A 25,148-nucleotide genomic window follows, 5' to 3' on the forward strand; every position below is an offset into this window, starting at 1 on the left:
GGCCGGGAGCGGGGCCCACGCCCCCTCCCGGCCGCAGCTCAGGAGTTCTCTCCACCTCGCAGCGAACCATCGAGGAGTTGCATCGTGTCCAGCGCAACTGCCCAGGCGTGGCCCGAGCAAGACGGCGGAATCAACCTTCGGATGCGGTTCCGTGCCTGGCGCCGCTCTCGGCCCTTCTGGGGCGGCCTGCTGGCCATGATCGCCGGCCTGCCCATCCTGTACTTCCCGTACGCCAAGCTCAACCTCAGCGGCATGACGGTGTCGATGGCCACCACCGCGGGTGCCGGCTCGCTGATCATCGGCGTCCTGATGATCTGCCTCGGCCTCACCGCGTGGTTCCAGCCGCTGGTGCGGATCTTCTGCGGTGTGGCGACCACGCTGCTCTCGCTGATCTCCATCCCGGTCTCCAACCTGGGCGGCTTCGGCTTCGGCCTGATCCTCGGCCTGGTCGCCGGCGGTCTGCTGATGGCCTGGGCGCCGCTCAAGCCCGTTCCCGCGGCCGAGGCCGTGCCTGCCGCCGAGGCCGTGCCCGCCGCCGACGCGACGGCCGAGTACACCGCCGAGGCGCCGGCCGAGACCACCCAGCCCCTCCTGCCGGCCCAGCAGACGCCCGAGAACGCCGCCGACAGTGCGGCACCCGCCGCCGATCCGGGGGAGCCGCGGTGACCGAGCGGGACGAGCCCACCACCGCAGCCGTGCCGGGGCCGCGCCACGCAGCCCCCAGAGTGGGTGTCCGCACCCGCATCCGCGGCCGGGTCATGGCGATCGCCGCCGTGCCCACCGCCATGCTGGTCGGTGCCGCCTACACCCCGACCACGCTCGCCGTGGCCGACACCCAGAGCGACAAGGCCTGCGCCAGCGCGCCGGACACCGTGCTCGAGGAGACGCCCGTCCCCAAGAGCGAGATCAAGGTGCTGCCGGCGCCGTCGAGCACGGCCACCGCGGCCAAGAAGCCCACCGCCACGGCCTCGCCGTCGACGGTGAAGCTGCCGGTGCCGACGGCCACGGCCACCGCGGCCAAGCCGAACACCGCGGTGCAGCCCGCCCCGAGCGCGACGGCCACGTCCGCCGCCCCGGTCGGCGCGGCCCCCCGCGACCTGATCGGCGACATCCTGGACGGCATCTTCCACCCGACGAAGCCGACCGCGGTGTCCACGCCGACGCCGACCGCCACCACGGCGGCCACTGCGTCGGCCACCACGCCGGCCACCACGCCGGCGCCGACCGCTCACCCGACCACGTCCGCCACGGCCGTGGCGCCGCGCGCCGAGACCTCCGCCCCGGCCTCCGCCCCGGCCTCCGCGCCGGCCGCGAAGCCCTCGGCCACCCCCTCGCCGTCCGCCACCGGCCCCAACTGCCTGGTGGACACCAGCAAGGAGAAGGCCCTGGCGGCGCCGACCGGGCACGTCGTGCCGGAGCAGAACTGGACGCTGCGCTCCAGCAAGCTGGCCCTGCACGGCTCGGTGTTCAACGGCGTGTACGACGTGAAGACGCCGACCGGCTCCAAGCGCGTCCTGAAGTTCACCACCGCCTCGGTGGACATCGGCGACCTGGACATGTCGACGATCGAGGTGAAGGGCAAGACCTTCCACGTGCAGGCCGCGCCCGGCACCACCTCGACCATGCGCAACGGCCCGATCACCATGTACGTGGAGAGCCTCTCCGGGCACCTCTCGGCGATCTACGGCCTGCCGATCCCGATCGACCTGGGCGAGATCACCCTCACCCCGGACACCCTGCCCAAGTGGCTGTGGGACCTGATCGGCACCGTGCCCATCCCGCTCGACATCACGCTGGACAAGGCCAAGGCCGTCCAGGCCGGCCAGTTCGGCGGCACGCTGAAGATCCCGGGCATGCACCTCTTCAACGACGACCAGCCCTACGAGGGCTGAGCCCCACCCCGTCGCAGTCGGCGGCCCGGCCGGAGCACCGGCCGGGCCGCCGGCTTTCGCGGGACCGGACAACCGGGAACGGGGGTCCGCCGACCGGTGGTGCCGCCGGTCCGGGACCTGCCGGTCTCCCGGTGGAACACCGCGGGGCGGCCCCTCCTCCGAGGAGGAGGGGCCGCCCCGCGGGCGTCGGGCGGTGTGCGCCGGGTGTCAGTGGCGGTCGCGGCTGCCCAGGTGGTGGACCTGGACCATGTTGGTGTTGCCGGGGATGCCGGGGGGCGAGCCGGCGGTGACGATCACGGTGTCGCCCTCGGCGAGGCGGTTCATCCGCAGCAGCTCGCGGTCGACCTGCTGCACCATCTCGTCGGTGGTCTCGACCTGCTCGGTCACGTACGCCTCGACGCCCCAGCTCAGCGAGAGCTGGGCGCGGGTGGAGGCGTCCGGGGTGAACGCGATCACCGGGATCGGCGAGCGGTAGCGGGACAGCCGGCGGGCGGTGTCGCCGGACTTGGTGAACGCGACCAGCGCCTTGCCGTTGAGGAAGTCGCCCAGCTCGCACGCGGCGCGGGCGATGGAGCCGCTCTGGGTGCGCGGCTTGCGGCCCGGGTTCAGCGGCTGGAGGCCCTGCGAGAGCAGCTCCTCCTCGGCCTTCTCGGCGATCCGGCTCATGGTCTTGACCGTCTCGACCGGGTACTTGCCGACGCTGGACTCGGCGGACAGCATGACCGCGTCCGCACCGTCGAGGATGGCGTTGGCGACGTCCGAGACCTCGGCGCGGGTCGGGCGCGAGGCGTGGATCATCGACTCCATCATCTGGGTGGCGACGATGACCGGCTTGGCGTTGCGGCGGGCCAGGGTGATCAGCTGCTTCTGCACCAGCGGCACCCGCTCCAGCGGGTACTCGACGGCGAGGTCGCCACGGGCCACCATGATCGCGTCGAAGGCGAGGACGATCTCCTCCATCGCCTCGACGGCCTGCGGCTTCTCGATCTTGGCGATGACCGGCACGCGGATGCCGACCTCGTCCATGACCTTGTGCACGTCGTCGATGTCGGCGGCGTTGCGGACGAAGGACAGCGCGACCATGTCGACGCCCATCTGCAGGGCGAACCGGAGGTCGTCCTTGTCCTTCTCGGAGAGGGCGGGCACGTTGACGGCCGCGCCGGGCAGGTTGATGCCCTTGTTGTTCGAGAGCACGCCGCCCTCGACCACCACGGTCTTCACCCGCGGGCCGTCGACGCTGACGACCTCCAGGGCGATGACGCCGTCGTTGATCAGGATCGGGTCGCCGGGCTTCACGTCGCCGGGCAGGCCCTTGTAGGTGGTGCCGCAGATGTGCTGGTCCCCGGGCACATCCTCGGTGGTGATGGTGAAGGTGTCGCCGTTGTCGACGGTCACCGGTCCGTTGGCGAAGGTGGCCAGCCGGATCTTCGGGCCCTGCAGGTCGGCCAGCACACCGATGGTGCGGCCGGTGTCCTCGGACACCTGGCGGACCTTGCGGTACCGCTCCTCGTGCTCCGCGTGGGAGCCGTGGCTCATGTTGAGTCGGGCGACGTTCATGCCCGCTTCGACGATGGCCTTCAGCTGTTCGTAGGAGTCCGTGGCCGGACCCAGGGTGCAGACAATTTTCGCTCGGCGCATATCCGTCAGTCTATCCGTTCGAGTTATCGGTGCATTGCGTCCGAATCGGGAGGAATCGCCAACGAACCATCCCGAGGGGTGGGACGCTGACGGGTTGTCATCTCAAATGCTGTCGTGCACCAGGGCGAAGGCCTGCCTGGCGATCTCCAGCTCCTCGTCGGTGGGCACCACCGCGACCGTCACCCGGGAGAGTGCCGGCGAGATCACCCGGGCCGCACCGGAGCGCACCGCGTTCAGCGCCGGGTCCACCTCGATGCCCAGCGCCGACAGCCCCGCACAGGCCGCCTCCCGGACGGGCGCCGCGTTCTCGCCCACCCCCGCGGTGAAGGCGATCGCGTCCACCCGGCCCAGCACCGCGAAGTACGCGCCGATGTACTTGCGCAGCCGGTGCACGTACGTGTCGAAGGCCAGCCGGGCCTCCTCGTCGCCCTCGCCGGCCCGGCGCAGCACCTCGCGCATGTCGTTGTCCCCGCACAGGCCGAGCAGGCCGCTGCGGCGGTTCAGCAGGTCGTCGATCTCATCGATCGTCAGGCCGCCCACCCGGTGCAGGTGGAAGACCAGCCCGGGGTCCGCGTCACCGGAACGGGTGCCCATCACCAGGCCCTCCAGCGGCGTCAGCCCCATGGACGTCTCCACGCAGACCCCGCCGGCCACCGCCGAGGCGGACGCGCCGTTGCCCAGATGCAGCACGATCACGTTCAGCTCGGCCGGGTCGCGGCCGAGCAGCCGGGCGGTCGCCCGCGAGACGTACTGGTGCGAGGTGCCGTGGAAGCCGTACCGGCGCACCCGGTGCTCGTCGGCCGTCTTCCGGTCGATCGCGTAGCGGGCCGCGGCCTCCGGGACGGTCGCGTGGAAGGCGGTGTCGAAGACGGCGACCTGCGGCAGGTCCGGCCGCAGCCCGCGGGCCACCTCGATGCCGATGATGTTGGCCGGGTTGTGCAGCGGCGCGACCGGGATCAGTCGGTGGATCTCGGCGACCACCTCGTCGGTGATCAGCGTCGGCGCGGTGAACCGCTGCCCACCGTGGACGACCCGGTGCCCGATCGCGGCGATCCCGGGCGAGTCCAGGCCCAGGCCGTCGGCCGCCAGCTCCTCGGCGACGGCCGCCAGGGCCGCGGTGTGGTCGGCGAACACCTCCAGCCGCTCGCGCCGCTCCCCGGCGGCCGGGGTGTGCACCAGCCGGCCGTTCGCCTCGCCGATCCGCTCGACCAGCCCGGCCGCCGGGCGGGAGCCGTCCAGCATGTCGATCAGCTGGTACTTCACGGAGGAGGACCCCGCGTTCAGGACGAGGACCAGAGTCCCTTCGGTCACTGTTCGGCTCCTTCGGCGGGGCGCTGCGACTGGATGGCGGTGATCGCGACGGTGTTGACGATGTCCTCGACGAGGGCGCCGCGCGACAGGTCGTTGACCGGCTTGCGCAGGCCCTGCAGCACCGGCCCGACCGCCACCGCGCCCGCCGAGCGCTGCACCGCCTTGTACGTGTTGTTGCCGGTGTTGAGGTCCGGGAAGACCAGCACGGTGGCCCGGCCCGCCACCGTGGAGCCCGGCAGCTTGGTCGCGGCGACCAGCGGGTCGACCGCGGCGTCGTACTGGATCGGGCCCTCCACCAGGATGTCCGGCCGCTCCCGGCGGACGATCTCCGTCGCCTCCCGGACCTTGTCCACGTCCGCGCCCGAACCGGAGGTGCCGGTGGAGTAGGAGAGCATCGCCACTCGCGGCTCCACCCCGAACTGGGCGGCCGTCTCCGCGGACTGGATCGCGATGTCGGCCAGCTGCTGGGCGTCCGGGTCCGGGTTGACCGCGCAGTCGCCGTACACCAGCACCCGGTCCGCCAGGCACATGAAGAACACCGAGGAGACGATCGCCGCCCCCGGGGACGTCTTGATCACCTCGAACGCCGGGCGGATCGTCGCCGCGGTGGAGTGCACCGCGCCGGAGACCATGCCGTCGGCCAGCCCCTCCTGCACCATCAGCGTGCCGAAGTACGAGACGTCGGTGACCACGTCCAGTGCCCGTTCCACCGTCATGCCCTTGTGCGCGCGCAGCTTCGCGTACAGCTCGCCGAAGCCCTCCCGCAGCGGGCTGGTGGCCGGGTCGACGATCCGCAGCCGGGACCGGTCGGCGGCCTCCTCGGGGTGCGGCAGCTCGATGCCGAGCGAGGCCGCCCGGCGGAGCACCGTATCGGGCTCGCCGAGCAGGGTGAGATCGCAGATGTTGCGGCGCAGCAGCACCTCGGAGGCCCGCAGCACCCGCTCCTCGGTGCCCTCCGGCAGCACGATGTGCCGGCGCTGCGAGCGGGCCCGCTCCAGCAGCGCGTGCTCGAACATCATCGGAGTGACCCGCTCGGACCTGCCGAGCTCTATTCGCTTGGTCAACTCGGCGGTGTCCACGTGGAGTTCGAACAGACCGAGGGCTATCTCGGCCTTCCGCTGGCTGTCCGGCCCGATCCGGCCCTCCAGATGGGTGAGCGCCGCCGCGGTCAGCCAGCTGCCCTCCGGCACCACCGCGACCGGCGTGCCCGGCGCGAGCCGGGAGGCCAGCGCCATCACGTTCGGCCCGGGATGCTGCCCGAGGGTGAGCAGCACGCCGGCGATCGGCGGCGCCCCCGCCGCGTGCGCCGCCAGCGAACCGATCAGCAGGTCCGCCCGGTCGCCCGGGGTGACCACCAGGGCGCCCTCGGTCAGCGCGTCCAGGAACGTCGGCAGCATCGCACCGCCGAACACGAAGGAGCGCACGTCCCGGGCCAGGCCCGCCGCGTCGCCCAGCAGCACCTCCGCACCGGTCGCCTCGACCAGCTGCGCCACGGTCGGCGCCGACAGCGCCGGCTCCTCGGGGATCACGTGGACGGGCACCGGCAGCTTCTCGGTCAGCGTGCGCTGGATCTGCTGCTTGGCCGAGGGGGCCACCCGGTTGGCGATCATCGCCAGGGTCGAGCAGCCGAGGTCGGTGTACGCCCGGTGCGCGTTGCGGACCTCGGCGACCACCGCGTGCGCGTCCTCGTCCTGGCCGCCGACCACGGGCAGCACCCAGGCGCCGAACTCGTTGGCGAGCCGGGCGTTGAAGGCCAGCTCGTCCGGGATGTTGGTGCCGGCGAAGTCGGTGCCGAGCACCAGCACCGCCTGGCAGCGCCGCTCCACCGCCCGGAACCGGTCGACCAGCACCGACACCAGCTCGTCCTGGCCCTGCGCGGCCTGCAGGGCGGCGGCCTCCTCGTAGCCGAGGCCGTACAGGTCCGCCACCGGCAGGTCGACCCGGTAGCGGGCACGGAGCAGCTCGACGACGTGGTCGGAGCCGGTCTCGCCGGGGGCGCCCGTGTGCACCAGCGGGCGGAACACACCGACGGTGTCCACCTGGCGGGTGAGCAGTTCCATGACCCCGAGTTCGACGGCCTGCCGGCCGTCCCCCCGGCCGATACCGGTCACGTACACGCTGCGCGCCACGCGGCTCACTCCGTCCTGCCGTCCGGGAAGCGGTCAATGTTGACCTTACCCGGGCACATCCGGTGGCTCGCACTCGCCCGCTCGCCGCTGTTCTGTCGCCCGCTCGCCTCCGGGCCCTCCTGACCCGGCGCCGACGGTCTCCCCCAGCCTGGCGGCCGGGAGGTGCCCCCATGCTCCGTCGCTGCGCTCCCGCGCTCCTCACTTTCGGCACCGGCGGGCCCTGTGGCTCGGGGCGGGTGTCGCCCGCTCGCCTCCGGGCTCTGTGGCTCGGGGCGGGGGTGCCCTTGCATCTCGGCGTACGAAGGGCCGCCCCGGAGGTGTCCGGGGCGGCCCTGGGTGGGTACTACTGCCTTCAGCTGGGGCGGAGCCACACGGTGGAGAGTGGCGGAAGCACCAGTTCGGCGCTGCGGTTCTGGCCGTTCCAGCCGGTGGCCTCGGCCTTGACCGGGTGGGAGTTGCCGGTGCCGCTGCCGCCGTACTCCTCGGCGTCGGTGTTCAGCGCCTCCTCCCACAGCTGGTCGGTGCCGGGCAGCTCCGGCAGGCCGACCCGGAAGCCGTGCCGGACCACCGGGGAGAAGTTGCAGACCGCGACCAGCGGGGTGCCGTCGGCCGCGTACCGGACGAAGGAGAGCACGTTGTCGTCGGCCGCGCCGCCGTCCAGCCAGCGGAAGCCGTCCGGGGTGGTGTCCTGCTCCCACAGCGCCGGGGTGTCCCGGTAGGTGCGGTTGAGGTCGCCCACCAGCCGCTGCACGCCGAGGTGCTCGGCGGCGGCCGGCCAGTCGTCGCCGAGCACCCACCACTGCGGGCCGTGCTCGTGGTCCCACTCGGCGCCCTGGGCGAACTCCTGGCCCATGAAGAGCAGCTGCTTGCCGGGGTGGGCCCACATGAAGCCGAGGTACGCCCGGTGGTTGGCGCGCTGCTGCCACCAGTCGCCGGGCATCTTGGAGACCAGCGCCTGCTTGCCGTGCACCACCTCGTCGTGCGAGATCGGCAGGATGTAGTTCTCCGAGTAGGCGTACACCATCGAGAAGGTCATCTCGTTGTGGTGGTACTTGCGGTGCACCGGGTCCTTGGACATGTACACCAGCGAGTCGTGCATCCAGCCCATGTTCCACTTGAGGCCGAAGCCGAGGCCGCCGCTGTCGGTGGGCCGGGTGACGCCGTCCCAGGCGGTGGACTCCTCCGCGATGGTGAGCACGCCGGGGCAGCGGCGGTAGACCGTTGCGTTCATCTCCTGAAGGAAGGAGGCGGCGTCGAGGTTCTCCCGGCCGCCGAATGCGTTCGGCGACCAGGCGCCGCTCTCGCGGGAGTAGTCGAGGTAGAGCATGGAGGCGACGGCGTCCACCCGCAGGCCGTCGACGTGGAACTCCTCGCACCAGTACACCGCGTTGGCGACCAGGAAGTTGCGGACCTCGGTGCGGCCGTAGTCGAACTCCAGGGTGCCCCAGTCGGGGTGCTCGGCGCGCAGCGGGTCGGCGGGCTCGTACAGCGGCTCGCCGTCGAAGCGGGCGAGGCCGAAGCCGTCCTTGGGGAAGTGCGCGGGCACCCAGTCGACGATCACGCCGATGCCGGCCCGGTGCAGGGCGTCGACCAGGTACTTGAAGTCGTCCGGGCCGCCGAGCCGGGCGGTCGGCGCGTAGAAGCCGGTGACCTGGTAGCCCCAGGAGCCGCCGAACGGGTGCTCCATCACCGGCATGAACTCGACATGGGTGAAGCCCAGGCCGGCCAGGTAGCCGGGCAGCACCTCGGCGATCTCGCGGTAACTCGTCAGGTCCGGCCGCCAGGAGGCCAGGTGGAGCTCGTACACCGACATGGGTGCCTGGTGGTGCACGGTGCCGGCCCGCCGGGCCATCCAGTCGGCGTCGCCCCAGGTGTAGTCGGAGGTGTGCACGACCGAGGCGGTCTCCGGCGGGCACTGGGCGGCGCGGGCCAGCGGGTCGGCCTTCTGCAGCACCCAGCCCTGCCGGGTGCGGATCTCGTACTTGTAGGTGGTGCCCTCGGCGAGGCCGGGGACGAACAGCTCCCAGATGCCCGAGGACCCGAGCGAGCGCATCGGGTGGCCGGTGCCGTCCCAGTGGTTGAAGTCGCCGACCAGCCGGACGCCGACCGCGTTCGGCGCCCAGACCGCGAAGGAGGTGCCGGCCACCCCGCCGACCTCGCGGACGTGGCTGCCGAGCACCCGCCACAGCTGCTCGTGCCGGCCCTCGGAGATCAGGTGCAGGTCCAGCTCTCCGAGGGTCGGCGCGGCGCGGTAGCCGTCCTCCTGCTCCAGCGGCTCGCCGCCCGGGTAGGTCACCCGGAGCGAGTACGGCGGGTACTCCCGGCCCGCCAGCAGCCCGGTGAACAGGCCGGACTGCTGGTGGGTCAGCTCGGCCGGGCCGAACTCCGTCACCACCACGACCCGCTCCGCGAACGGGCGCAGCACCCGGATCGCGGTGCCCTCCAGGGCGGCGTGCGCGCCGAGGAGGGAGTGCGGGTCGTGGTGCACGCCGGAGACCAGCCGGTCCACCTCGGCCGGCGGCAGCGGGGCCTCCGGCAGCCGCAGCGGGGAGGAAGCCGACTTCCCTCCCCGCGGTGGTGCCACGGGCTCGCGCCGCCGGGCCGCCCGGGCCCGCCGGGCCGGCGCGGACGCTCCGGAGCCCGCCCGGACGGCGGCGGGCGGAGGGGTGGTGGAGCTGTCGGGCGTGGGTCCGAGCGGTGTCACGTCGGGTCCTCCTGGTGGCGGGAATGCGGGCGTCAGACGGTCAGGGCCAGACGGTTGATGGCGGCCAGCGGGATCGGCAGCCAGCTCGGGCGGTGCCGGGCCTCGTACACGACCTCGTACACCGCCTTGTCGATCTCCAGGGCGCGCAGCAGCTCCGGCGCGGTGGCCGGGTCCATGCCGCCGCCGGCCGTGTAGCCGGCGCAGTACGCGGCCCGGTTGCGGGCCGCCCAGGCATTGGCGAGGTGGGCCAGCTCCGGGTCGGGGCCTGGCGCCCCGGCGAGCAGGTGCGCGGCCGCGTAGTCGAAGGAGCGGAGCATCGCCGCGACGTCCCGCAGCGCGGGCTGCGGCAGCCGGCGCTCGGCCAGCGGCTTGGCCGGCTCCCCCTCGAAGTCCAGCAGCACCCAGCCCTGGGGGGTGCGCATCGCCTGGCCGAGGTGCAGGTCGCCGTGGATGCGCTGGACGGACAGGCCCTCCAGGTGGTCGGCGGTGAGCTGCTGGAAGGCGGCGCGCAGGGCCGAGCGGTAGCGGAGCAGGCCGGGCACGGCGGCAACGGCACTGTCCAGCCGGTCGGCCATGGCGCCGGCCAGCAGGCCGATCTCGGTGCGGTCGAGCCGGGTGGTGGGCATGGAGCGGGCCAGCACCCGGTGCACCTCGGCGGTGGCCCGGCCTAGCCGGTGCGCCTCGACCGCGAAGTTGCCCGGCGTCGGGTCGCCCTTCAGCCGGGCCACCTGGTCGAGGGCGAGCTCCCAGCCGTCCTCGGCGTCCGGCAGGTAGCGCTGGAGCAGGCCGAGAGTGGCCGGTTCCGAGCGCTCCAGCCGGGACTCGAACCATGCGGCGACCCGTGGGATGCGGGTGGAGCCGGCCCGGGAGAGCGCCAGGGAGAGCTCGAGGTCCGGGTTGGTGCCGGGGCTGATCCGCCGGAACAGCTTGAGGATGAAGGACGTCCCGTAGATCACCGAGCTGTTGGACTGCTCGGCGGTGGAGGCCCGGCCGGGCAGGTTGCCGGGCAGGCCCGGGCCCGGGGTGCGGCGGAAGGACAGGGCGCCGAACCGGTCGCCGGTGGCCAGGTGCTCCAGCAGGCGCCCGGTCAGCTCGGGGTCGTGCACCGCGTCGTAGAGCACCGCGCCGTCGTGCGGCCCGCCGCCGGCGAGCCGGCCGAGGACGGCGGCCGGGCCGATCCCGGACGGGTCCTGCGAGCGGATGCCGAGCAGCAGCTGGTAGATGTCGCCCTGGGCGGCCGCGCCGGTGCCGTGCTCCACCCGCAGCAGCAGGTGCAGCAGGGTCGGGTCGCCGACCTGGAGCGGGGTGCCGACCACCGGGGTGAGCCCGCTGATCGGGCGCCCCTTCCCGGCGTACCAGCGCTGGGTGGGGAGCCAGTCGGCGATCAGCGGCAGGGCGGCGCCCACGAGTTCGCTGATCCCGGCGGTGGTTCTCCGCCCCGTGGTCCCGCGCGTGCCGACGGGCCCGGGGGCGCCGTCGGGTAGGTCGCGGTGCACGTGGGCTTGAGAACGGGAGGTTTCGGACATGACTCCCTTTCCCCGGAAGCGGGCCGGCTGCCCGAGGTCGTCACCGGGCCTGTCAGTCTTCCGGATTTCGGCGGCGCGGCGGCGGAGGCACGCGAGCGGGGCTCGGGTGTCACGCCATAGTGTGGGTGGCCGTTGGGCTGTTCTCCGTACGCGATGGTGCGAAGACCCCTGCGGGGGCGCGGGGGTGGTGACTCTCGCGCCCCCGCAGGGTTGTCGCCTGGCGACCTGGTGGATCGTTACTTCGGGCGCCGGGCGGCCGCCGCTACTTGATTCCGGGCTTCCTCAGCTGGAACCAGTAGAAGCCGTGCCCGGCGAGGGTGAGCAGATAGGGCCACTCACCGATGGACGGGAAGCGCACGCCGCCGATCAGCTCGACCGGGTACCGCCCCCCGTACCGCCGCAGGTCCAGTTCGGTCGGCTGCGCGAACCGCGAGAAGTTGTTCACGCACATGACCAGGTCTCCCTCGTACTCGCGCACGAAGGCCAGCACCGCGGGGTTGCTGGAGGGCAGCTCGGTGTAGCTGCCGAGGCCGAACGCAGGGTTGAGTTTGCGGATCTCGATCATGCGACGCGTCCAGTGCAGCAGCGAACTCGAACTGCTTTGCTGCGCTTCGACGTTGGTCACCTGATAGCCGTACACCGGGTCCATGATGGGCGGCAGACTGAGCCTGCCCGGGTCGGCGGAGGAGAAACCCGCGTTGCGGTCCGGGGTCCACTGCATCGGGGTGCGGACGCCGTCCCGGTCGCCGAGCCAGATGTTGTCGCCCATGCCGATCTCGTCGCCGTAGTACAGCACGGGCGAACCGGGCAGCGAGAGCAGCAGGGCGGTGAAGAGTTCGATCTGGTTCCGGTCGTTCTCCAGCAGCGGTGCGAGCCGCCGGCGGATGCCCACGTTGGCCCGCATCCGCGGGTCCTTCGCGTACTCCGCGTACATGTAGTCGCGCTCCTCGTCGGTGACCATCTCCAAGGTCAGCTCGTCGTGGTTGCGCAGGAAGATGCCCCACTGACAGCCGGAGGGGATCGCCGGCGTCTTGGCGAGGATCTCCGAGACCGGGTAGCGCGACTCCCGGCGGACCGCCATGAAGATCCGCGGCATCACCGGGAAGTGGAACGCCATGTGGCACTCGTCGCCGCCCGAGGCGAAGTCCCCGAAGTAGTCGACGACGTCCTCGGGCCACTGGTTGGCCTCGGCCAGCAGCACCGTGTCCGGGTAGTCGGCGTCGATCTCCTTGCGGAGCCGCTTGAGGAACTCGTGGGTCTCCGGGAGGTTCTCGCAGTTGGTGTCCTCCCGGGCGTACAGGTACGGCACCGCGTCCAGCCGGAAGCCGTCGATCCCGAGGTCCAGCCAGAACCGCAGGGCGGCGACGACCTCCTCCTGCACCCGCGGGTTGTCGTAGTTGAGGTCCGGCTGGTGGGAGAAGAACCGGTGCCAGAAGTACTGCTTCCGGACCGGGTCGTACGTCCAGTTGGAGGTCTCGGTGTCGACGAAGATGATGCGGGCGTCCGGGTACTGCTTGTCGTCGTCGGCCCACATGTAGAAGTCGCCGTACGGCCCGTCGGGGTCGGTGCGCGACGCCTGGAACCACGGGTGCTGGTCGCTGGTGTGGTTGACCACGAAGTCGATGATCACCCGCATGCCGCGGGCGTGGGCGGCGTCGACGAACTCCACGAAGTCGGCGAGGTCGCCGAACTCCGGGAGGACCGACTTGTAGTCGGCCACGTCGTACCCGCCGTCCCGCAGCGGTGAGGCGAAGAAGGGCGGCAGCCAGAGGCAGTCCACCCCCAGCCACTGCAGGTAGTCGAGCTTCGAGGTGAGCCCCTTGAGGTCACCCACACCGTCGCCGTTGCTGTCCTGGAAGGAACGGACCAGGACCTCGTAGAAGACCGCGCGTTTGAACCACTCGGGGTCGCGGTCCCTGGCCGGCGTCTCGGCGAAGGTGTCGGGAACGGGCTCGTTGACTGTCACTGAGGGTGCCTCCGGACGGTGAGGAGGTGGGCCGGCTCGGCGGATGGGTCGAGCCGGACGTAGTTGTGGCGGCCCCAGTGGTAGGTGGCGCCGGTGAGCTCGTCGTGCACCGCCAGCGGCAGCTCCGTGTCGAGGGTGACGGTGGCCTCCTGGACGTGGTGCGGGTCCAGGTTCACCACGGTGATCACGTGGTCCTCGATGCCGTCCTCGCTGGTCGCCCGCTTGGAGTAGGCGATGACCTGCTCGTTGTCCGTGGGGTGGAAGCGCAGGCCGCGCAGCTGCTGGAGGGCCGGGTGCCGGCGGCGGAGCCGGTTGAGGGCGGTGAGGAGCGGGGCGAGGGTGTCCTGCCGGCTCCAGTCGCGCGGGCGCAGCTCGTACTTCTCGGAGCGCGCGTACTCCTCCGACCCGGGGTGCGCGGGCTCGTTCTCGTAGTGCTCGTAGCCCGCGTAGACGCCGTAGCTCGGCGCGAGGGTCGCCGCCAGCACGGCGCGGACGGCGAACGCGGCCGGCCCGCCGTGCTGGAGGTACTCGTGCAGGATGTCCGGGGTGTTGGCGAAGAAATTCGGCCGCATGTACGAGGCCGCGTCGCCGGTGAGCTCGGTGAGGTATTCGGTGAGCTCGTGCTTGGTGGTGCGCCAGGTGAAATAGGTGTACGACTGGTGGAATCCGATCTTCCCCAGGGTGTGCATCATTGCCGGGCGGGTGAACGCCTCGGCCAGGAAGATCACGTCCGGGTCGGTGCGGGCGATGTCGCCGAGCACCTTCTCCCAGAACACCACGGGCTTGGTGTGCGGATTGTCGACCCGGAAGATCCGCACCCCGTGGCCCATCCAGAAGCGCAGGATGCGGACGGTCTCCTTGACCAGGCCGTCGAAGTCCTGGTCGAAGTTGATCGGGTAGATGTCCTGGTACTTCTTCGGCGGATTCTCGGCGTACGCGATGCTGCCGTCGGCGCGGTGGCTGAACCACTCGGGGTGCTTGTTGACCCAGGGGTGGTCCGGCGAGCACTGCAGGGCGAAGTCCAGTGCGATCTCCAGGCCCAGCGACTCGGCCTCGGCGACGAAGCGGTCGAAGTCCTCCAGGGTGCCGAGGTCCGGGTGGACGGCGTCGTGGCCGCCCTCCGGCGAGCCGATCGCCCAGGGTGAGCCCACGTCGTGCGGACCGGCCGTCAGGGAGTTGTCCGGGCCCTTGCGGTAGGCGCGGCCGATCGGGTGAACGGGCGGCAGGTAGACCACGTCGAAGCCCATCGCGGCGACCGCGGGCAGCCGCTCGGCGGCGGTGCGCAGGGTGCCGGAGACCGGCGGCTGCAGGCCCGACGGGTCGACGACGGCGCCCTCCGAGCGCGGGAAGAACTCGTACCAGGCGCCGTACAGCGCCCGTTTGCGGTCCACCTGGAGCGGCAGCGGGCGGCTGGCGCTGACCAGTTCGCGCAGCGGGTGACGCTCGAGCAGGGCGAGCACCTCGGGGGCGAGCGCTGCCGCGTACCGGCTCAGCGGGGGAAGCCCCGGGTCGCGCAGCGCGTCCACCGCGGCCAGCACGTGCGCCCGGCCGTCCTTCTTGGGCACCCCGCCGGCCGCCCGCTCCAGCAGTTGGGCGCCCTCCTCCAGGACGAGCGCGGTGTCGATGCCGGCCGGGAGCTTCACCGCGGCGGTCTTCCGCCAGGTGGCGACCGGGTCGCTCCACGCCTCCACCAGGTACGACCAGCGGCCGGGCGAGGTCGGGGTGACGTGGGCGCCCCAGCGGTCGGAGCCGGGGGCGAGTTCGCGCATCGGGGTCCAGGGGCCGCTGCGGCCGCGCGGGTCGCGGAGCACGACGTTGGCGTTGACCGCGTCGTGGCCCTCGCGGAAGACGGTGGCGGTGATCTGGAAGCTCTCGCCCTCCACCGCCTTGGCCGGGCGCCGCCCGGAGTCGACGAGGGGGGTGACGTCCAGGACGGGGATGCGGCCGATCACGGTGTCGCTCTCTGTCTTGCGGGCGGTGCTCTTGCGGGTGGTGGTCTTGCGTGCGGCGGTCTTCTTGGCGGCGGTCTTCTTCGCGGCCGCCGCGCCGGCGGCCTCCCCGGCCGCGCTGCTCCCGGCCGTTGCGCTCTTGGCCGCGGTGGTCTTGGCCGCGGTGCTCCTGGTGGTGGTGGTCTTGCCGGCCGCGACCTTGGTGGTGCCGGCCCTGCGTGCCGCGGTCCGCTTGGCCGCGGGGGCGGCCGGGGCGGTGCTGCGGGCGGCGCGCGGGGCCGGCAGCGGCGGCTCCGTGGTCGGCGGTGTCTCGGGGCCCTCCGTCGTTGCGGTGGACTGGTCCCGCGTGTCGCCCTGCATGCCAAACTCCTGCCCGAATCGGCGGCGGCTCCCGTCGGCGGCTGTGGCGCCGGGGGAGTACCGGGAGGACTGTGGGGTGGGGTGGCCGTGCGTTCGGAACGGTGCCCGTGCGGGCGGACCCGGCGACCCGACCGCCGGCCCGGCGTCGTGACACGCCGCCACAAGGCACGTGCGTCCCGGCGCGCGCCCTGTGGGGCGCGCCCCGGAGCGACCCGACCCACCCGAAAAACGACCGGGTGAGGTGTGAGGACACGCCAGTGGGCGACGGCAGCGGCCGAATGGGCGATGGAGGGTGAGGGCTCGTCAGCAGGACATGTTCCGGACATGGAACAGCAGGGGGCGCCATCCGGCTCGCACTCCCTGCCGCACCAACGACCTTTCTGCATCCTCGCACCACCGGCAAGACCTACGGGCCGGTAATCGCGCGATTTCGGACGGTATGCAGGGGCATATCGGCCAGTGGAAACGCAGCCGTTGCGGGATATTCACGCGCCAGGTGCGCGCCTTTTCGGCCGCGTGCGCCCCGTGCGCCCCCCGTTCGCAGCACTGCGCCGATTGCGATCTCATCAATAGGCCGAACGGGTGTGCAATGCGTCAGCTGACAGCCATTCACGCGGCCATCAGGCTCTAGGCTTCACGATGTGAAGGCAATCCGCAGATTCACCGTCCGCACCGTCCTGCCCGAACAACTCCAGCCGCTGCACGAGCTCGCGCTCAACCTCCGCTGGTCCTGGCACCCCGAGACGAGGGAGCTCTTCCGCTCCGTCGATCCTGAGGTCTGGGCGGCCGTCGGGGAGGACCCGGTCCGGCTGCTCGGCGAGGTGCCGGCCGCCCGGCTTGCCGCGCTCGCCGCCGACCGCCGCTTCCTACGCCGACTCGGCGACCTCCACGACGACCTGAGGGACTACCTGGCCGGGCCGCGCTGGTACCAGTCGGCGCCACCGGTCGGCGACGGCAGCAGCCCGCTACCGGAGGCGATCGCCTACTTCTCGCCCGAGTACGGCATCGCGGCCGCGCTGCCGCAGTACTCCGGCGGGCTCGGCATCCTGGCCGGCGACCACCTCAAGGCCGCCAGCGACCTGGGCGTCCCGATCATCGGCGTGGGGCTCTTCTACCGGCACGGGTACTTCCGGCAGTCGCTCGACCGGGACGGCTGGCAGCAGGAGCGCTATCCGCTGCTCGACCCGGACGAACTCGCCGTCAGCCTGCTGCGCGAGGAGGACGGCAGCCCCTGCCGGGTCGACCTCGCGCTGCCGGCCGGCCGCACCCTGGGCGCACGGATCTGGAAGGCCCAGGTCGGCCGCGTCCCGCTGCTGCTGCTCGACTCCGACATCGAGTCCAACGCCCCGGCCGACCGGGACGTGACGGACCGGCTGTACGGCGGCGGCAGCGAACACCGGCTGCTGCAGGAGATGCTGCTCGGCATCGGCGGCGTGCGCGCGGTGCGCACCTACTGCCGGCTCACCGGCCACCGCGCCCCCGAGGTCTTCCACACCAACGAGGGGCACGCAGGCTTCCTCGGCGTGGAGCGCATCCGCGAGCTGGTCGCCCCCGTCGAGCAGGGCGGCCGCGACCTGGAGTTCTCCGCCGCGCTGGAGGCCGTCCGGGCCGGCACGGTCTTCACCACCCACACGCCCGTCCCGGCCGGCATCGACCGCTTCGACCGGGAGCTGGTCGCCCGTCACTTCGGCGGCGACGCGGCGCTGGCCGGCGTCCCGGCCGACCGGGTGCTGGCGCTCGGTGCGGAGACCTGGCAGGGCGGCGACCCGAAGCTGTTCAACATGGCCGCCATGGGCCTGCGGCTCGCCCAGCGCGCCAACGGCGTCTCCACGCTGCACGGCGCGGTCAGCCGCGAGATGTTCAACGGCCTCTGGCCCGGCTTCGACTCCGCCGAGGTGCCGATCACCTCGATCACCAACGGCGTCCACGCACCGACCTGGATCGACCCGGCGGTCGTCCGGCTCGGCGCCGGCCAGATCGGCGCCGAGCGCGCCGAGGAGGCCATCACCACCGGCGAGGCCCGCCGCTGGACGGGCATCGAGCAGATCGGCGACGACGAGATCTGGGAGGTGCGCCGCACCCTGCGCGCCCAGCTCGTCGAGGAGGCCCGCCACCGGCTGCGCACCTCCTGGCGCCAGCGCGGCGCCGGCGACGCCGAGCTCGGCTGGACGTCCGGCGTCCTCGACCCGGACGTGCTGACCATCGGCTTCGCCCGCCGCGTCCCCTCGTACAAGCGGCTGACGCTGATGCTGCGGGACAAAGCCCGGCTGCGCGCCCTGCTGCTGGACCCGGAGCGCCCGGTACAGATCGTGGTCGCCGGCAAGGCGCACCCGGCCGACGACGGCGGCAAGCGGCTCATCCAGCAGCTGGTCGCCTTCGCGGACGACCCGCGGGTGCGCCACCGGATCGTCTTCCTGCCGGACTACGACATGGCGATGGCCAAGCACCTCTACCCCGGCTGCGACGTCTGGCTGAACAACCCGCTCCGCCCGCTGGAGGCCTGCGGCACCTCCGGGATGAAGGCCGCCCTCAACGGCTGCCTCAACCTGTCCATCCTGGACGGCTGGTGGGACGAGTGGTACGACGGCCGCAACGGCTGGGCGATCCCCACCGCCGACGGCTCCGGTCCCGAGCGCCTCGACCCGGACAGCCCGGAGGCCGAGCGGCGCGACGACATCGAGGCGGCCGCGCTCTACGACCTGATCGAGCACCAGGTCGCCGCCCGGTTCTACGACCGGGGCGCGGACGGCCTGCCGCACCGCTGGATCTCCATGGTCCGGCACACCCTGGTGACCCTCGGGCCCAAGGTGCTGGCGGGGAGGATGGTGCGCGACTACGTCGAGCGGCTGTACGCCCCCGCGGCGACCGCCCAGCGGGCGCTGGCCGTCGCGGTCGGCGGCACCGGCCACGCGGGTGCCCGCGAGCTCGCCGAGTGGAAGGCCCGGGTCCGCGAGGCCTGGCCCGCCGTCCGGGTCGAGCACGTCGAGGCGGAGGGCTGCCGTGAGGCGCAGGAGCTCGGCTCGGCGCTGGAGCTGCGGGTGCAGGTCTCGCTCGGCGCGCTGGAGCCCGCCGACGTCGAGGTGCAGGTGGTCTCGGGCCGGGTGGACGAGTCCGACCGGATCTCGGACGCCGCCGTGCTCGCCCTGAAGCCGGCCGGCGGCCCGGACCTGGAGGGCCGCCACCGCTACGAGGGCTCGCTGCAGCTCGGCCGCACCGGCCCGTTCGGCTACACCGTGCGGGTGCTGCCGACGCACCACCTGCTGGCCTCGCCGGCCGAGCCGGGGCTGGTCGCCCTGCCGGCCGAGTCGGCCGGGATGGACGCCGGCGTGCTGCGCTGACGCCGCAACGGGCGCCCGGGGTGCGGACACGTCCGCACCCCGGGCGTTCGGCCGCCCTGCCCGTGTGCCGCCGTCAGGCCAGCGCGGAGGCGTCCAGTTCGGCGGGCGTGCGCCGGCCGGAGAGCGCCAGTGTCAGCTCGAACTCGGCGAGCAGCGAGCGGATCACGTGGGAGACCCCGGCCTGCCCGTCCAGGCCGAGTCCGTAGGCGTACGGACGGCCGAGCAGCACCGCGTCGGCGCCGAGGGCGAGCGCCTTGAGGACGTCGTCGCCCGTCCGGATGCCGCTGTCGAACAGCACGGCCAGCCGGTCGCCGACCGCGGCGGCCACCGCGGGCAGCGCCTCGGCGGCGCCGATCGCGCCGTTCACCTGACGGCCGCCGTGGTTGGAGACCACCACGCCGTCCATGCCGGCCTCGGCGGCCGCCCGGGCGTCGTCCGGGTGCAGGACGCCCTTGAGCACGATCGGGCCGTCCCAGTGCTCCCGCAGGAAGGCGAGGTCGGGCCACGTCCGGCTCGGGTCGGCGAACAGCGAGACGAAGTGCAGGACGGCCGCGTTCGGGTCCTCGTGCGGGGGCTTGGCCAGCCCGGCGAGGAACGCCGGGTCGGTGAAGTAGTTGGCGGTGCCGACGCCGTGCAGGAACGGCAGGTACGCCTGGTCGAGGTCGCGCGGGCGCCAGGCGAGCAGCGGCGTGTCCAGGGTGACGAACAGCGCGGTGAAGCCCGCCGCCCTCGCCCGCTCCAGGAAGGACCGGGTGACCTCGCGGTCCTTGGACCAGTACAGCTGGAACCAGCGCTCGGCGTCGCCCATCGCCGCCGCCACCTCCTCCATCGGGGTGCTGGAGGCGGAGGACAGCACGAACGGCACGCCCTCCTCGGCGGCGGCCCGGGCGGCGGCGGGCTCGGCGTCGGGGTGGACGATCGACAGCACGCCGACCGGGGCGAGCGCCATCGGCGCCGGCAGGGTGCGGCCGAGCAGCTCGGTGCGCAGGTCGCGCGCGCTGACGTCGCGCAGCATCCGCGGCACGATCCGGTGCGCGTCCAGGGCGGCCCGGTTGGCCCGCTCGGTGGCGCCGCTGCCGGCACTGCCCGCCACGTACCCGTACGGGCCGGGGCCGAGCCGGTGCTCGGCGAGCTGCTCCAGCCGGGTCAGGTCGGTGGGCAGCCGGGGGACGGCCCCGGTCATGCCGTTGAGGTAGATCTCGTACTGGAACGCAGCCCAGTCCCGCGGGGCTGGGCCGGTCACACCAGCTCCAGGACGAGCTTGCCGACGTTCTCGCCGCGGAAGAGCATCTGCAGCGTGCCGGGGAAGTCGTCGACGGTGCCGCGCACGATGTGCTCCTTCACCTTCAGGCGGCCCTCGGCGATCCAGCCGGCCATCTCGGCGGCGGCCTCCTTGTAGCGTGCTGCGTAGTCGAAGACCACGAAACCCTCCATGCGGGCGCGGCGCACCAGCAGCGACAGGTAGTTGGACGGGCCCTCGACCTTGGACTCGGCGTTGTACTGGCTGATCGCGCCGCAGATCACCACCCGGGCGTGCATGGCGAGGCGGGTCAGCGCGGCGTCCAGGATCGGGCCGCCGACGTTGTCGAAGTAGACGTCGATGCCGTCCGGGGCGTGCTCGCGCAGCGCCTTGCGGACGTCCTCGGAGCGGTAGTCGATCGCCGCGTCGAAGCCGAGCTCGTCGGTGAGCAGGGCGCACTTGTCGGCGCCGCCGGCGATGCCGATCACCCGGCAGCCCTTCACCTTGGCGATCTGGCCGACGATGCTGCCGACGGCACCGGCGGCGCCGGAGACCACGACCGTCTCGCCCTCCTTCAGCGCACCGACCTCCAGCAGACCGAAGTAGGCGGTCATGCCGGGCATGCCGAGGGCGCCGAGGTAGGTGGAGAGCGGCGCGGCGGACGGGTCGACCCGCAGGGAGCCGCGGCCGTCGGAGACCACGTGCTCCTGGACGCCGAAGGTGCCGACGACGAAGTCGCCGACCTGGTAGCGCGGGTGGTTGGAGGCGGTCACCTCGACCACCGAGCCGGCCCGCATGACCTCGCCGAGGCCGACGGGGGGCAGGTAGGAGGGGCGGTCGTCCAGCCAGCCGCGCATGGCCGGGTCCAGCGAGATGAAGCGGGTGCGGCCGGCGAACTCGCCGTCGCCGGGCTCGGCGAGCGGCGCGTCGGCGTGCTCCCAGTCGCCGGGCTTCACCTCGCCCTGCGGACGGGCGGCGAGGCGGATCTGGCGGTTGGCGGCGGTCATGGCGGGCTCCTGTCGCTGGCGGCCGTGCCGCAGCGGCGCGGCTCCGGGCTCTCGACCGGATTCTAAGCAAGCGCTTAGTCATGTGGCTAGACGCCAGCACCGGTCACCACCGGGGGACACCCCCAGAGGCGCGGGGAACTGCGCAAGCGGGATGCGGTCGCTCGTCCGAACAGGGGTCACCACTGGGGGCGCGGGGAACTGCGCGAGGCGGGAGGTTGCGGTCCGGTGCCTTCCGTTTCGCGCAGTTCCGCCCCAGCCTTCGGCCGGGAGGTGCCCCCAGCGCCCCTGGGGTGTCCCCTGCGCGCCGGGCGCCCCGTGCTCCTGCGGGCCCGTCAGACCAGGCTGTCGCGCCAGGCGCGGTGGAGGTCGGCGAAGCGGCCGCGGCCGCCGATCAGGTCGGCCGGGGTGCCGTCCTCGACGATCCGGCCCTGGTCCATCACCAGCACCCGGTCGGCGATCTCGACCGTGGAGAGCCGGTGGGCGATCACCACGGCGGTGCGGCCCGCCAGCACCGTCCGCATGGCCCGCTGCACCGCCTGTTCGCCGGGCACGTCCAGCGAGCTGGTCGCCTCGTCCAGGATCAGCACCGCCGGGTCGGCCAGCAGGGCCCGGGCGAAGGCCACCAGCTGCCGCTGGCCGGCCGAGATCCGGCCGCCGCGCTTGCGCACGTCGGTGTCGAAGCCGTCCGGCAGGGCCGTGACGAACTCGTACGCCCCGATGTCCCGCGCCGCCTGCTCCACCTCGGCGCGGGTCGCGCCGGGGCGGCCGATGGCGATGTTCTCGGCGACCGTCCCGGAGAACAGGAAGGACTCCTGGGTCACCATCACGACGTTGCGCCGCAGCTCGTCTCCGGCCAGGTCGCGCAGGTCGACGCCGTCCAGGGCGACCCGCCCGTCGGTGGGGTCGTAGAAACGGGCGAGCAGCTTGGCCAGGGTGGACTTGCCCGCGCCGGTGGCACCGACCACGGCGGTCGTCCGACCGGCGGGCAGCACCAGGTCGAAGGCCGGCAGGACTTCCTTTCCGGTGCGGTAGGCGAAGCGGACGCCGTCGAAGGAGACGGTGCGGCCCTTCACGGTGTGCTCCGGCAGCGGCTTCGGCTCGGCGGGCTCCGCCACGGAGGGCTCGTGCGCCAGCAGGCCGGCGATCTTCTCCAGGGCGGCGGCCGCCGACTGGTAGCTGTTGAGGAACATCGCCAGCTGGTCGATCGGGTCGTACAGCCGCCGCAGGTAGAGCACGAAGGCGGTCAGCACGCCGAGCTCCAGCGAGCCGTCGGAGACCAGCAGGGCGCCGGCCACCACCACGCCGGTGATCCACACATTGGCGATCGTGCGGGAGACCGCCACGTACCGGGCCATCTCCAGCAGGCCGTCCGCGGTGGCCGCGGCGTACTGCTGGTTGACCGTCCCGAAGGCCTCGTCGTTGGCGCGCTCGCGGCGGAAGGCCTGCACCGGGCGGATGCCGTTCATGGTCTCGGTGAAGCGGACGATCACCGACGCCACCGCCGTGCGGGAGCGCCGGTAGACCTTCAGCGAGCGGCGCCGGAACGAGCGGATGCTCAGGTACATCGGCAGGAAGGACAGCAGCGACAGCAGGCCGAGCCGCCAGTCCATGACCATCAGCACCAGCGAGATGTAGAACACCGACAGGACGACCGACAGCAGCTCCTGCAGGCCCTCGGCGAGCAGCTCGCGCAGCGCGTCCACGTCGCTGGTGGCGCGCGAGATGATCCGGCCGGAGGTGTAGCGCTCGTGGAAGTCCAGGCTGAGCCGCTGGGCGTGCCGGAAGATCCGCCCGCGCAGCTCCAGCAGCACGTCCTGGTTGATCCGGGCGCTGAAGCGGATGAAGGCGCGCTGCAGGACCGTGCTGAGCGCCGCGCAGCCCAGGTAGGCGGCGATCACGGCGATCAGCGGGCCGCTGTCGTGCTCGCGCAGCGCCGGGATGCCGCGGTCCATGGCGAAGGCCACCAGCAGCGGCCCGGACTGCAGCGCCGCCTGCTGGACGAGGATCACCAGCATCGCCAGCGCGATCCGGCCGCGGTGCGGGCCGAGCAGCTCGCCGAGCAGCCGCCGGGCGGCGCCCGGCGGGACGGGGATGTCCTCGTCCTCGGCCGGGTGCGGCAGCTCCTCGGCCAGTTCCTCGGCCGGTTCGACGGCGGTGGTGCTCATCGGGCGCTGATCCCTTCCGGTGCGGGGGCGGCCTCGCCCGTCATCAGCTCGCGGTAGACGGCGGAGCTCTGCAGCAGTTCGTGGTGGGTGCCGACGGCGGCGATCCGGCCGCCGTCGAGCACCGCGACCCGGTCGGCGAGCAGCACGGTGCTGGGCCGGTGCGCCACCACCAGCGCGGTGGTGCCCTCCAGCACCCGGCGCAGCGCCTGCTCGACCAGCGCCTCGGTGTGCACGTCCAGGGCGGAGAGCGGGTCGTCCAGCACCAGGAAGCGCGGGTCGCCGACGACCGCGCGGGCCAGGGCGAGGCGCTGGCGCTGGCCGCCGGAGAGGCTGAGGCCCTGCTCGCCGACCTGGGTGGCGGTGCCGGCGGGCAGCTTGTCGACGAAGTGGGCCTGCGCGGTGGCGAGTGCGGAGGCGAGCTGCTCGGGGCCGGCGTGCGGGGCGCCCATCAGCACGTTCTCGCTCACCGAGGCGGAGAACAGGGTGGGTTCCTCGAAGGCGACGGCGACCAGTTCGCGCAGCCTGGCCCGGGGGATGTCGCGGATGTCCCGGCCGTCCAGGGTGATGGTGCCGCCGGTGGCCTCGTACAGCCGGGGGAGCAGGGCGGTGAGGGTGGTCTTGCCGCTGCCGGTGGCGCCGACCAGGGCCATCGTCTCGCCGGGCCGGATGTGCAGGTCGACGCCGCCGAGCAGGTCGGGGCTGTCGGCGGGGGCGTCGGGGTAGCGGTAGCGCACCCCGGTGAGCCGGATGCCGAGGTCGCCGTCCGCAGCCGCGGTGCCGCCCGCGGCGGTGGTGTCGGTCGGCTCCGGCTCGTCCATCACCTCGTAGAAGCGGTCGGTGGCGGTGGCGGCCTCGTTGGCGTACGCGACCAGCCAGCCCAGCGACTCGACCGGCCAGCGCAGGGCGAGTGCGGTGGACAGGAAGGCGACCAGGGTGCCGGCCGACATCTCGTCGTGGGCGACCCGGACGGCGCCGAGCGCCAGTGCCGCGCCGAGCGCGAGCTCGGGCAGGCCGACGATGACCGCCCACAGGTTGGCCAGCATCCCGGCCTTGCCGAGCTCGGTGCGGCGCAGCGAGCGGGACTGCTCGGCGAAGCGGTCGGCCATGGTGCGGTGCCGGCCGAAGGCCTTGAGGATGCGGATGCCGAGCACCGACTCCTCGACCACCGTGGCGAGGTCGCCGTTCTGGTCCTGCGCGCGGCGGGCGGCGCCGGAGTAGCGGCCCTCGAAGTGGTGGGTGAGCCAGGTCAGCGGGCCCATCGGGATCAGCGCGATCAGGGCGAGCCGCCAGTCCAGGGTGAACATCAGGCCGGTGCCGATCAGGAAGACCGTCGTGTTGACGATCAGGAAGACCAGCGGGAAGGCCAGGAACAGCCGCATGGTGAACATGTCGGAGGTCGCCCGGGACAGCAGCTGGCCGGAGGGCCAGCGGTCGTGGAAGGAGACCGGGAGCCGCTGCAGCTTGCCGTAGAGGTCGCCGCGCATCGCCGCCTCGACCCGGGCCAGCGGCCGGGCCACGATCACCCGGCGCACGCCGAACAGCCCGGCCTCGGCGAGGCCGAGCAGCAGGAGCAGCCCGGCGAGCGGCCACAGGGCCGCCATGTCGTGGTCGGCGATCGGGCCGTCGACGATCAGGCGGAGCACCACCGGCACCGCGAGCACGCTGGCCGAGGCGGTCAGGGCGGCGGCGACGGATCCGGCGATCCGCCAGCGGGCGATCCGGGCGTAGGGCCACAGGCGCAGCAGGGATCGCACCGTGGACCGGCGGTGGCCGTCGGGGGCTTGGTTCGTGGACATCGCGCCCGAGGGTAGGCGCTGTTCCGTCATTTCTCATCTGCTTTTTTGCCCCTGACGGCGACATCCGGCCGAGGCCGCCGCGGGCGTCCACGGCGCGGGAGGTACGGCAGGGGCGCGCGGCCATTCG

The 25,148-nt window shown here is 72.9% G+C and carries 14 protein-coding genes; 3 read left to right on the forward strand and 11 right to left on the reverse strand.

The genetic code is table 11. The features are described from left to right. Positions 1-84: 84 nt before the first annotated feature. Both ACQ614_RS23330 and ACQ614_RS23335 read left to right on the forward strand, forming a co-directional pair. A complete protein-coding gene (locus tag ACQ614_RS23330) occupies positions 85-666 on the forward strand; it encodes a DUF6114 domain-containing protein (RefSeq protein ID WP_431680589.1) in 582 nt (193 codons plus the stop codon). Next, positions 663-1,892, forward strand: a complete 1,230-nt coding sequence (locus ACQ614_RS23335) for a hypothetical protein (protein ID WP_431680590.1) — start codon at positions 663-665, stop codon at positions 1,890-1,892. The genes ACQ614_RS23330 and ACQ614_RS23335 overlap by 4 nt, the downstream gene beginning before the upstream one ends. A 207-nt stretch (positions 1,893-2,099) precedes the next feature. Here ACQ614_RS23335 and pyk read toward each other — a convergent pair whose 3' ends face one another. From pyk to ACQ614_RS23370, 7 genes are all read right to left on the reverse strand, one after another. After that, positions 2,100-3,530, reverse strand: coding sequence for a pyruvate kinase (pyk, locus tag ACQ614_RS23340; protein WP_431680591.1), 1,431 nt, complete (start codon positions 3,528-3,530; stop codon positions 2,100-2,102). A gap of 102 nt (positions 3,531-3,632) precedes the next feature. Then, positions 3,633-4,841 (reverse strand): acetate kinase, encoded by a 1,209-nt coding sequence (locus tag ACQ614_RS23345; RefSeq protein WP_431680593.1) that lies wholly within the window; start codon positions 4,839-4,841, stop codon positions 3,633-3,635. Then, the gene (gene pta / locus ACQ614_RS23350) at positions 4,838-6,970 is read right to left on the reverse strand and encodes a phosphate acetyltransferase (RefSeq protein WP_431680594.1); all 2,133 of its coding nucleotides are present in this window, start codon (positions 6,968-6,970) and stop codon (positions 4,838-4,840) included. The genes ACQ614_RS23345 and pta overlap by 4 nt, the downstream gene beginning before the upstream one ends. Before the next feature lie 352 nt (positions 6,971-7,322). Then, positions 7,323-9,758 carry a 1,4-alpha-glucan branching protein GlgB gene (gene glgB, locus ACQ614_RS23355; RefSeq protein ID WP_431684002.1) on the reverse strand — a complete coding sequence of 812 codons (2,436 nt, stop codon included), beginning with the start codon at positions 9,756-9,758 and terminating at the stop codon, positions 7,323-7,325. After that, positions 9,707-11,200 carry a maltokinase N-terminal cap-like domain-containing protein gene (locus ACQ614_RS23360; protein WP_431680595.1) on the reverse strand — a complete coding sequence of 498 codons (1,494 nt, stop codon included), beginning with the start codon at positions 11,198-11,200 and terminating at the stop codon, positions 9,707-9,709. The genes glgB and ACQ614_RS23360 overlap by 52 nt, the downstream gene beginning before the upstream one ends. A gap of 262 nt (positions 11,201-11,462) precedes the next feature. Beyond that, positions 11,463-13,166, reverse strand: coding sequence for a maltose alpha-D-glucosyltransferase (gene treS / locus ACQ614_RS23365; RefSeq protein WP_431680596.1), 1,704 nt, complete (start codon positions 13,164-13,166; stop codon positions 11,463-11,465). Continuing rightward, positions 13,163-15,118, reverse strand: a complete 1,956-nt coding sequence (locus ACQ614_RS23370) for a maltotransferase domain-containing protein (RefSeq protein WP_431684003.1) — start codon at positions 15,116-15,118, stop codon at positions 13,163-13,165. Before ACQ614_RS23370 ends, treS begins: the two co-directional genes overlap by 4 nt. A gap of 998 nt (positions 15,119-16,116) precedes the next feature. Here ACQ614_RS23370 and glgP point away from each other — a divergent pair. Continuing rightward, entirely contained in the window at positions 16,117-18,813 is a 2,697-nt protein-coding gene (glgP, locus tag ACQ614_RS23375; RefSeq protein WP_431680597.1) for an alpha-glucan family phosphorylase, read from the forward strand. A gap of 73 nt (positions 18,814-18,886) precedes the next feature. Here glgP and ACQ614_RS23380 read toward each other — a convergent pair whose 3' ends face one another. The 4 genes from ACQ614_RS23380 to ACQ614_RS23395 all read right to left on the reverse strand — a co-directional run bounded on the left by ACQ614_RS23380 (position 18,887) and on the right by ACQ614_RS23395 (position 25,021). After that, positions 18,887-19,996, reverse strand: coding sequence for a lactate 2-monooxygenase (locus ACQ614_RS23380; protein ID WP_431684004.1), 1,110 nt, complete (start codon positions 19,994-19,996; stop codon positions 18,887-18,889). A gap of 56 nt (positions 19,997-20,052) precedes the next feature. Next, positions 20,053-21,060: an NADP-dependent oxidoreductase gene (locus tag ACQ614_RS23385; RefSeq protein ID WP_431680599.1), complete on the reverse strand. Its 1,008-nt coding sequence runs from the start codon at positions 21,058-21,060 to the stop codon at positions 20,053-20,055. 332 nt (positions 21,061-21,392) lie between these two features. Beyond that, positions 21,393-23,225, reverse strand: coding sequence for an ABC transporter ATP-binding protein (locus ACQ614_RS23390; RefSeq protein ID WP_431680600.1), 1,833 nt, complete (start codon positions 23,223-23,225; stop codon positions 21,393-21,395). After that, the gene (locus tag ACQ614_RS23395) at positions 23,222-25,021 is read right to left on the reverse strand and encodes an ABC transporter ATP-binding protein (protein ID WP_431680602.1); all 1,800 of its coding nucleotides are present in this window, start codon (positions 25,019-25,021) and stop codon (positions 23,222-23,224) included. Before ACQ614_RS23395 ends, ACQ614_RS23390 begins: the two co-directional genes overlap by 4 nt. Positions 25,022-25,148 lie beyond the last annotated feature (127 nt).

It is taken from the genome of Kitasatospora dryopteridis, assembly GCF_050749075.1.
Classification (GTDB): Bacteria; Actinomycetota; Actinomycetes; order Streptomycetales; family Streptomycetaceae; genus Kitasatospora.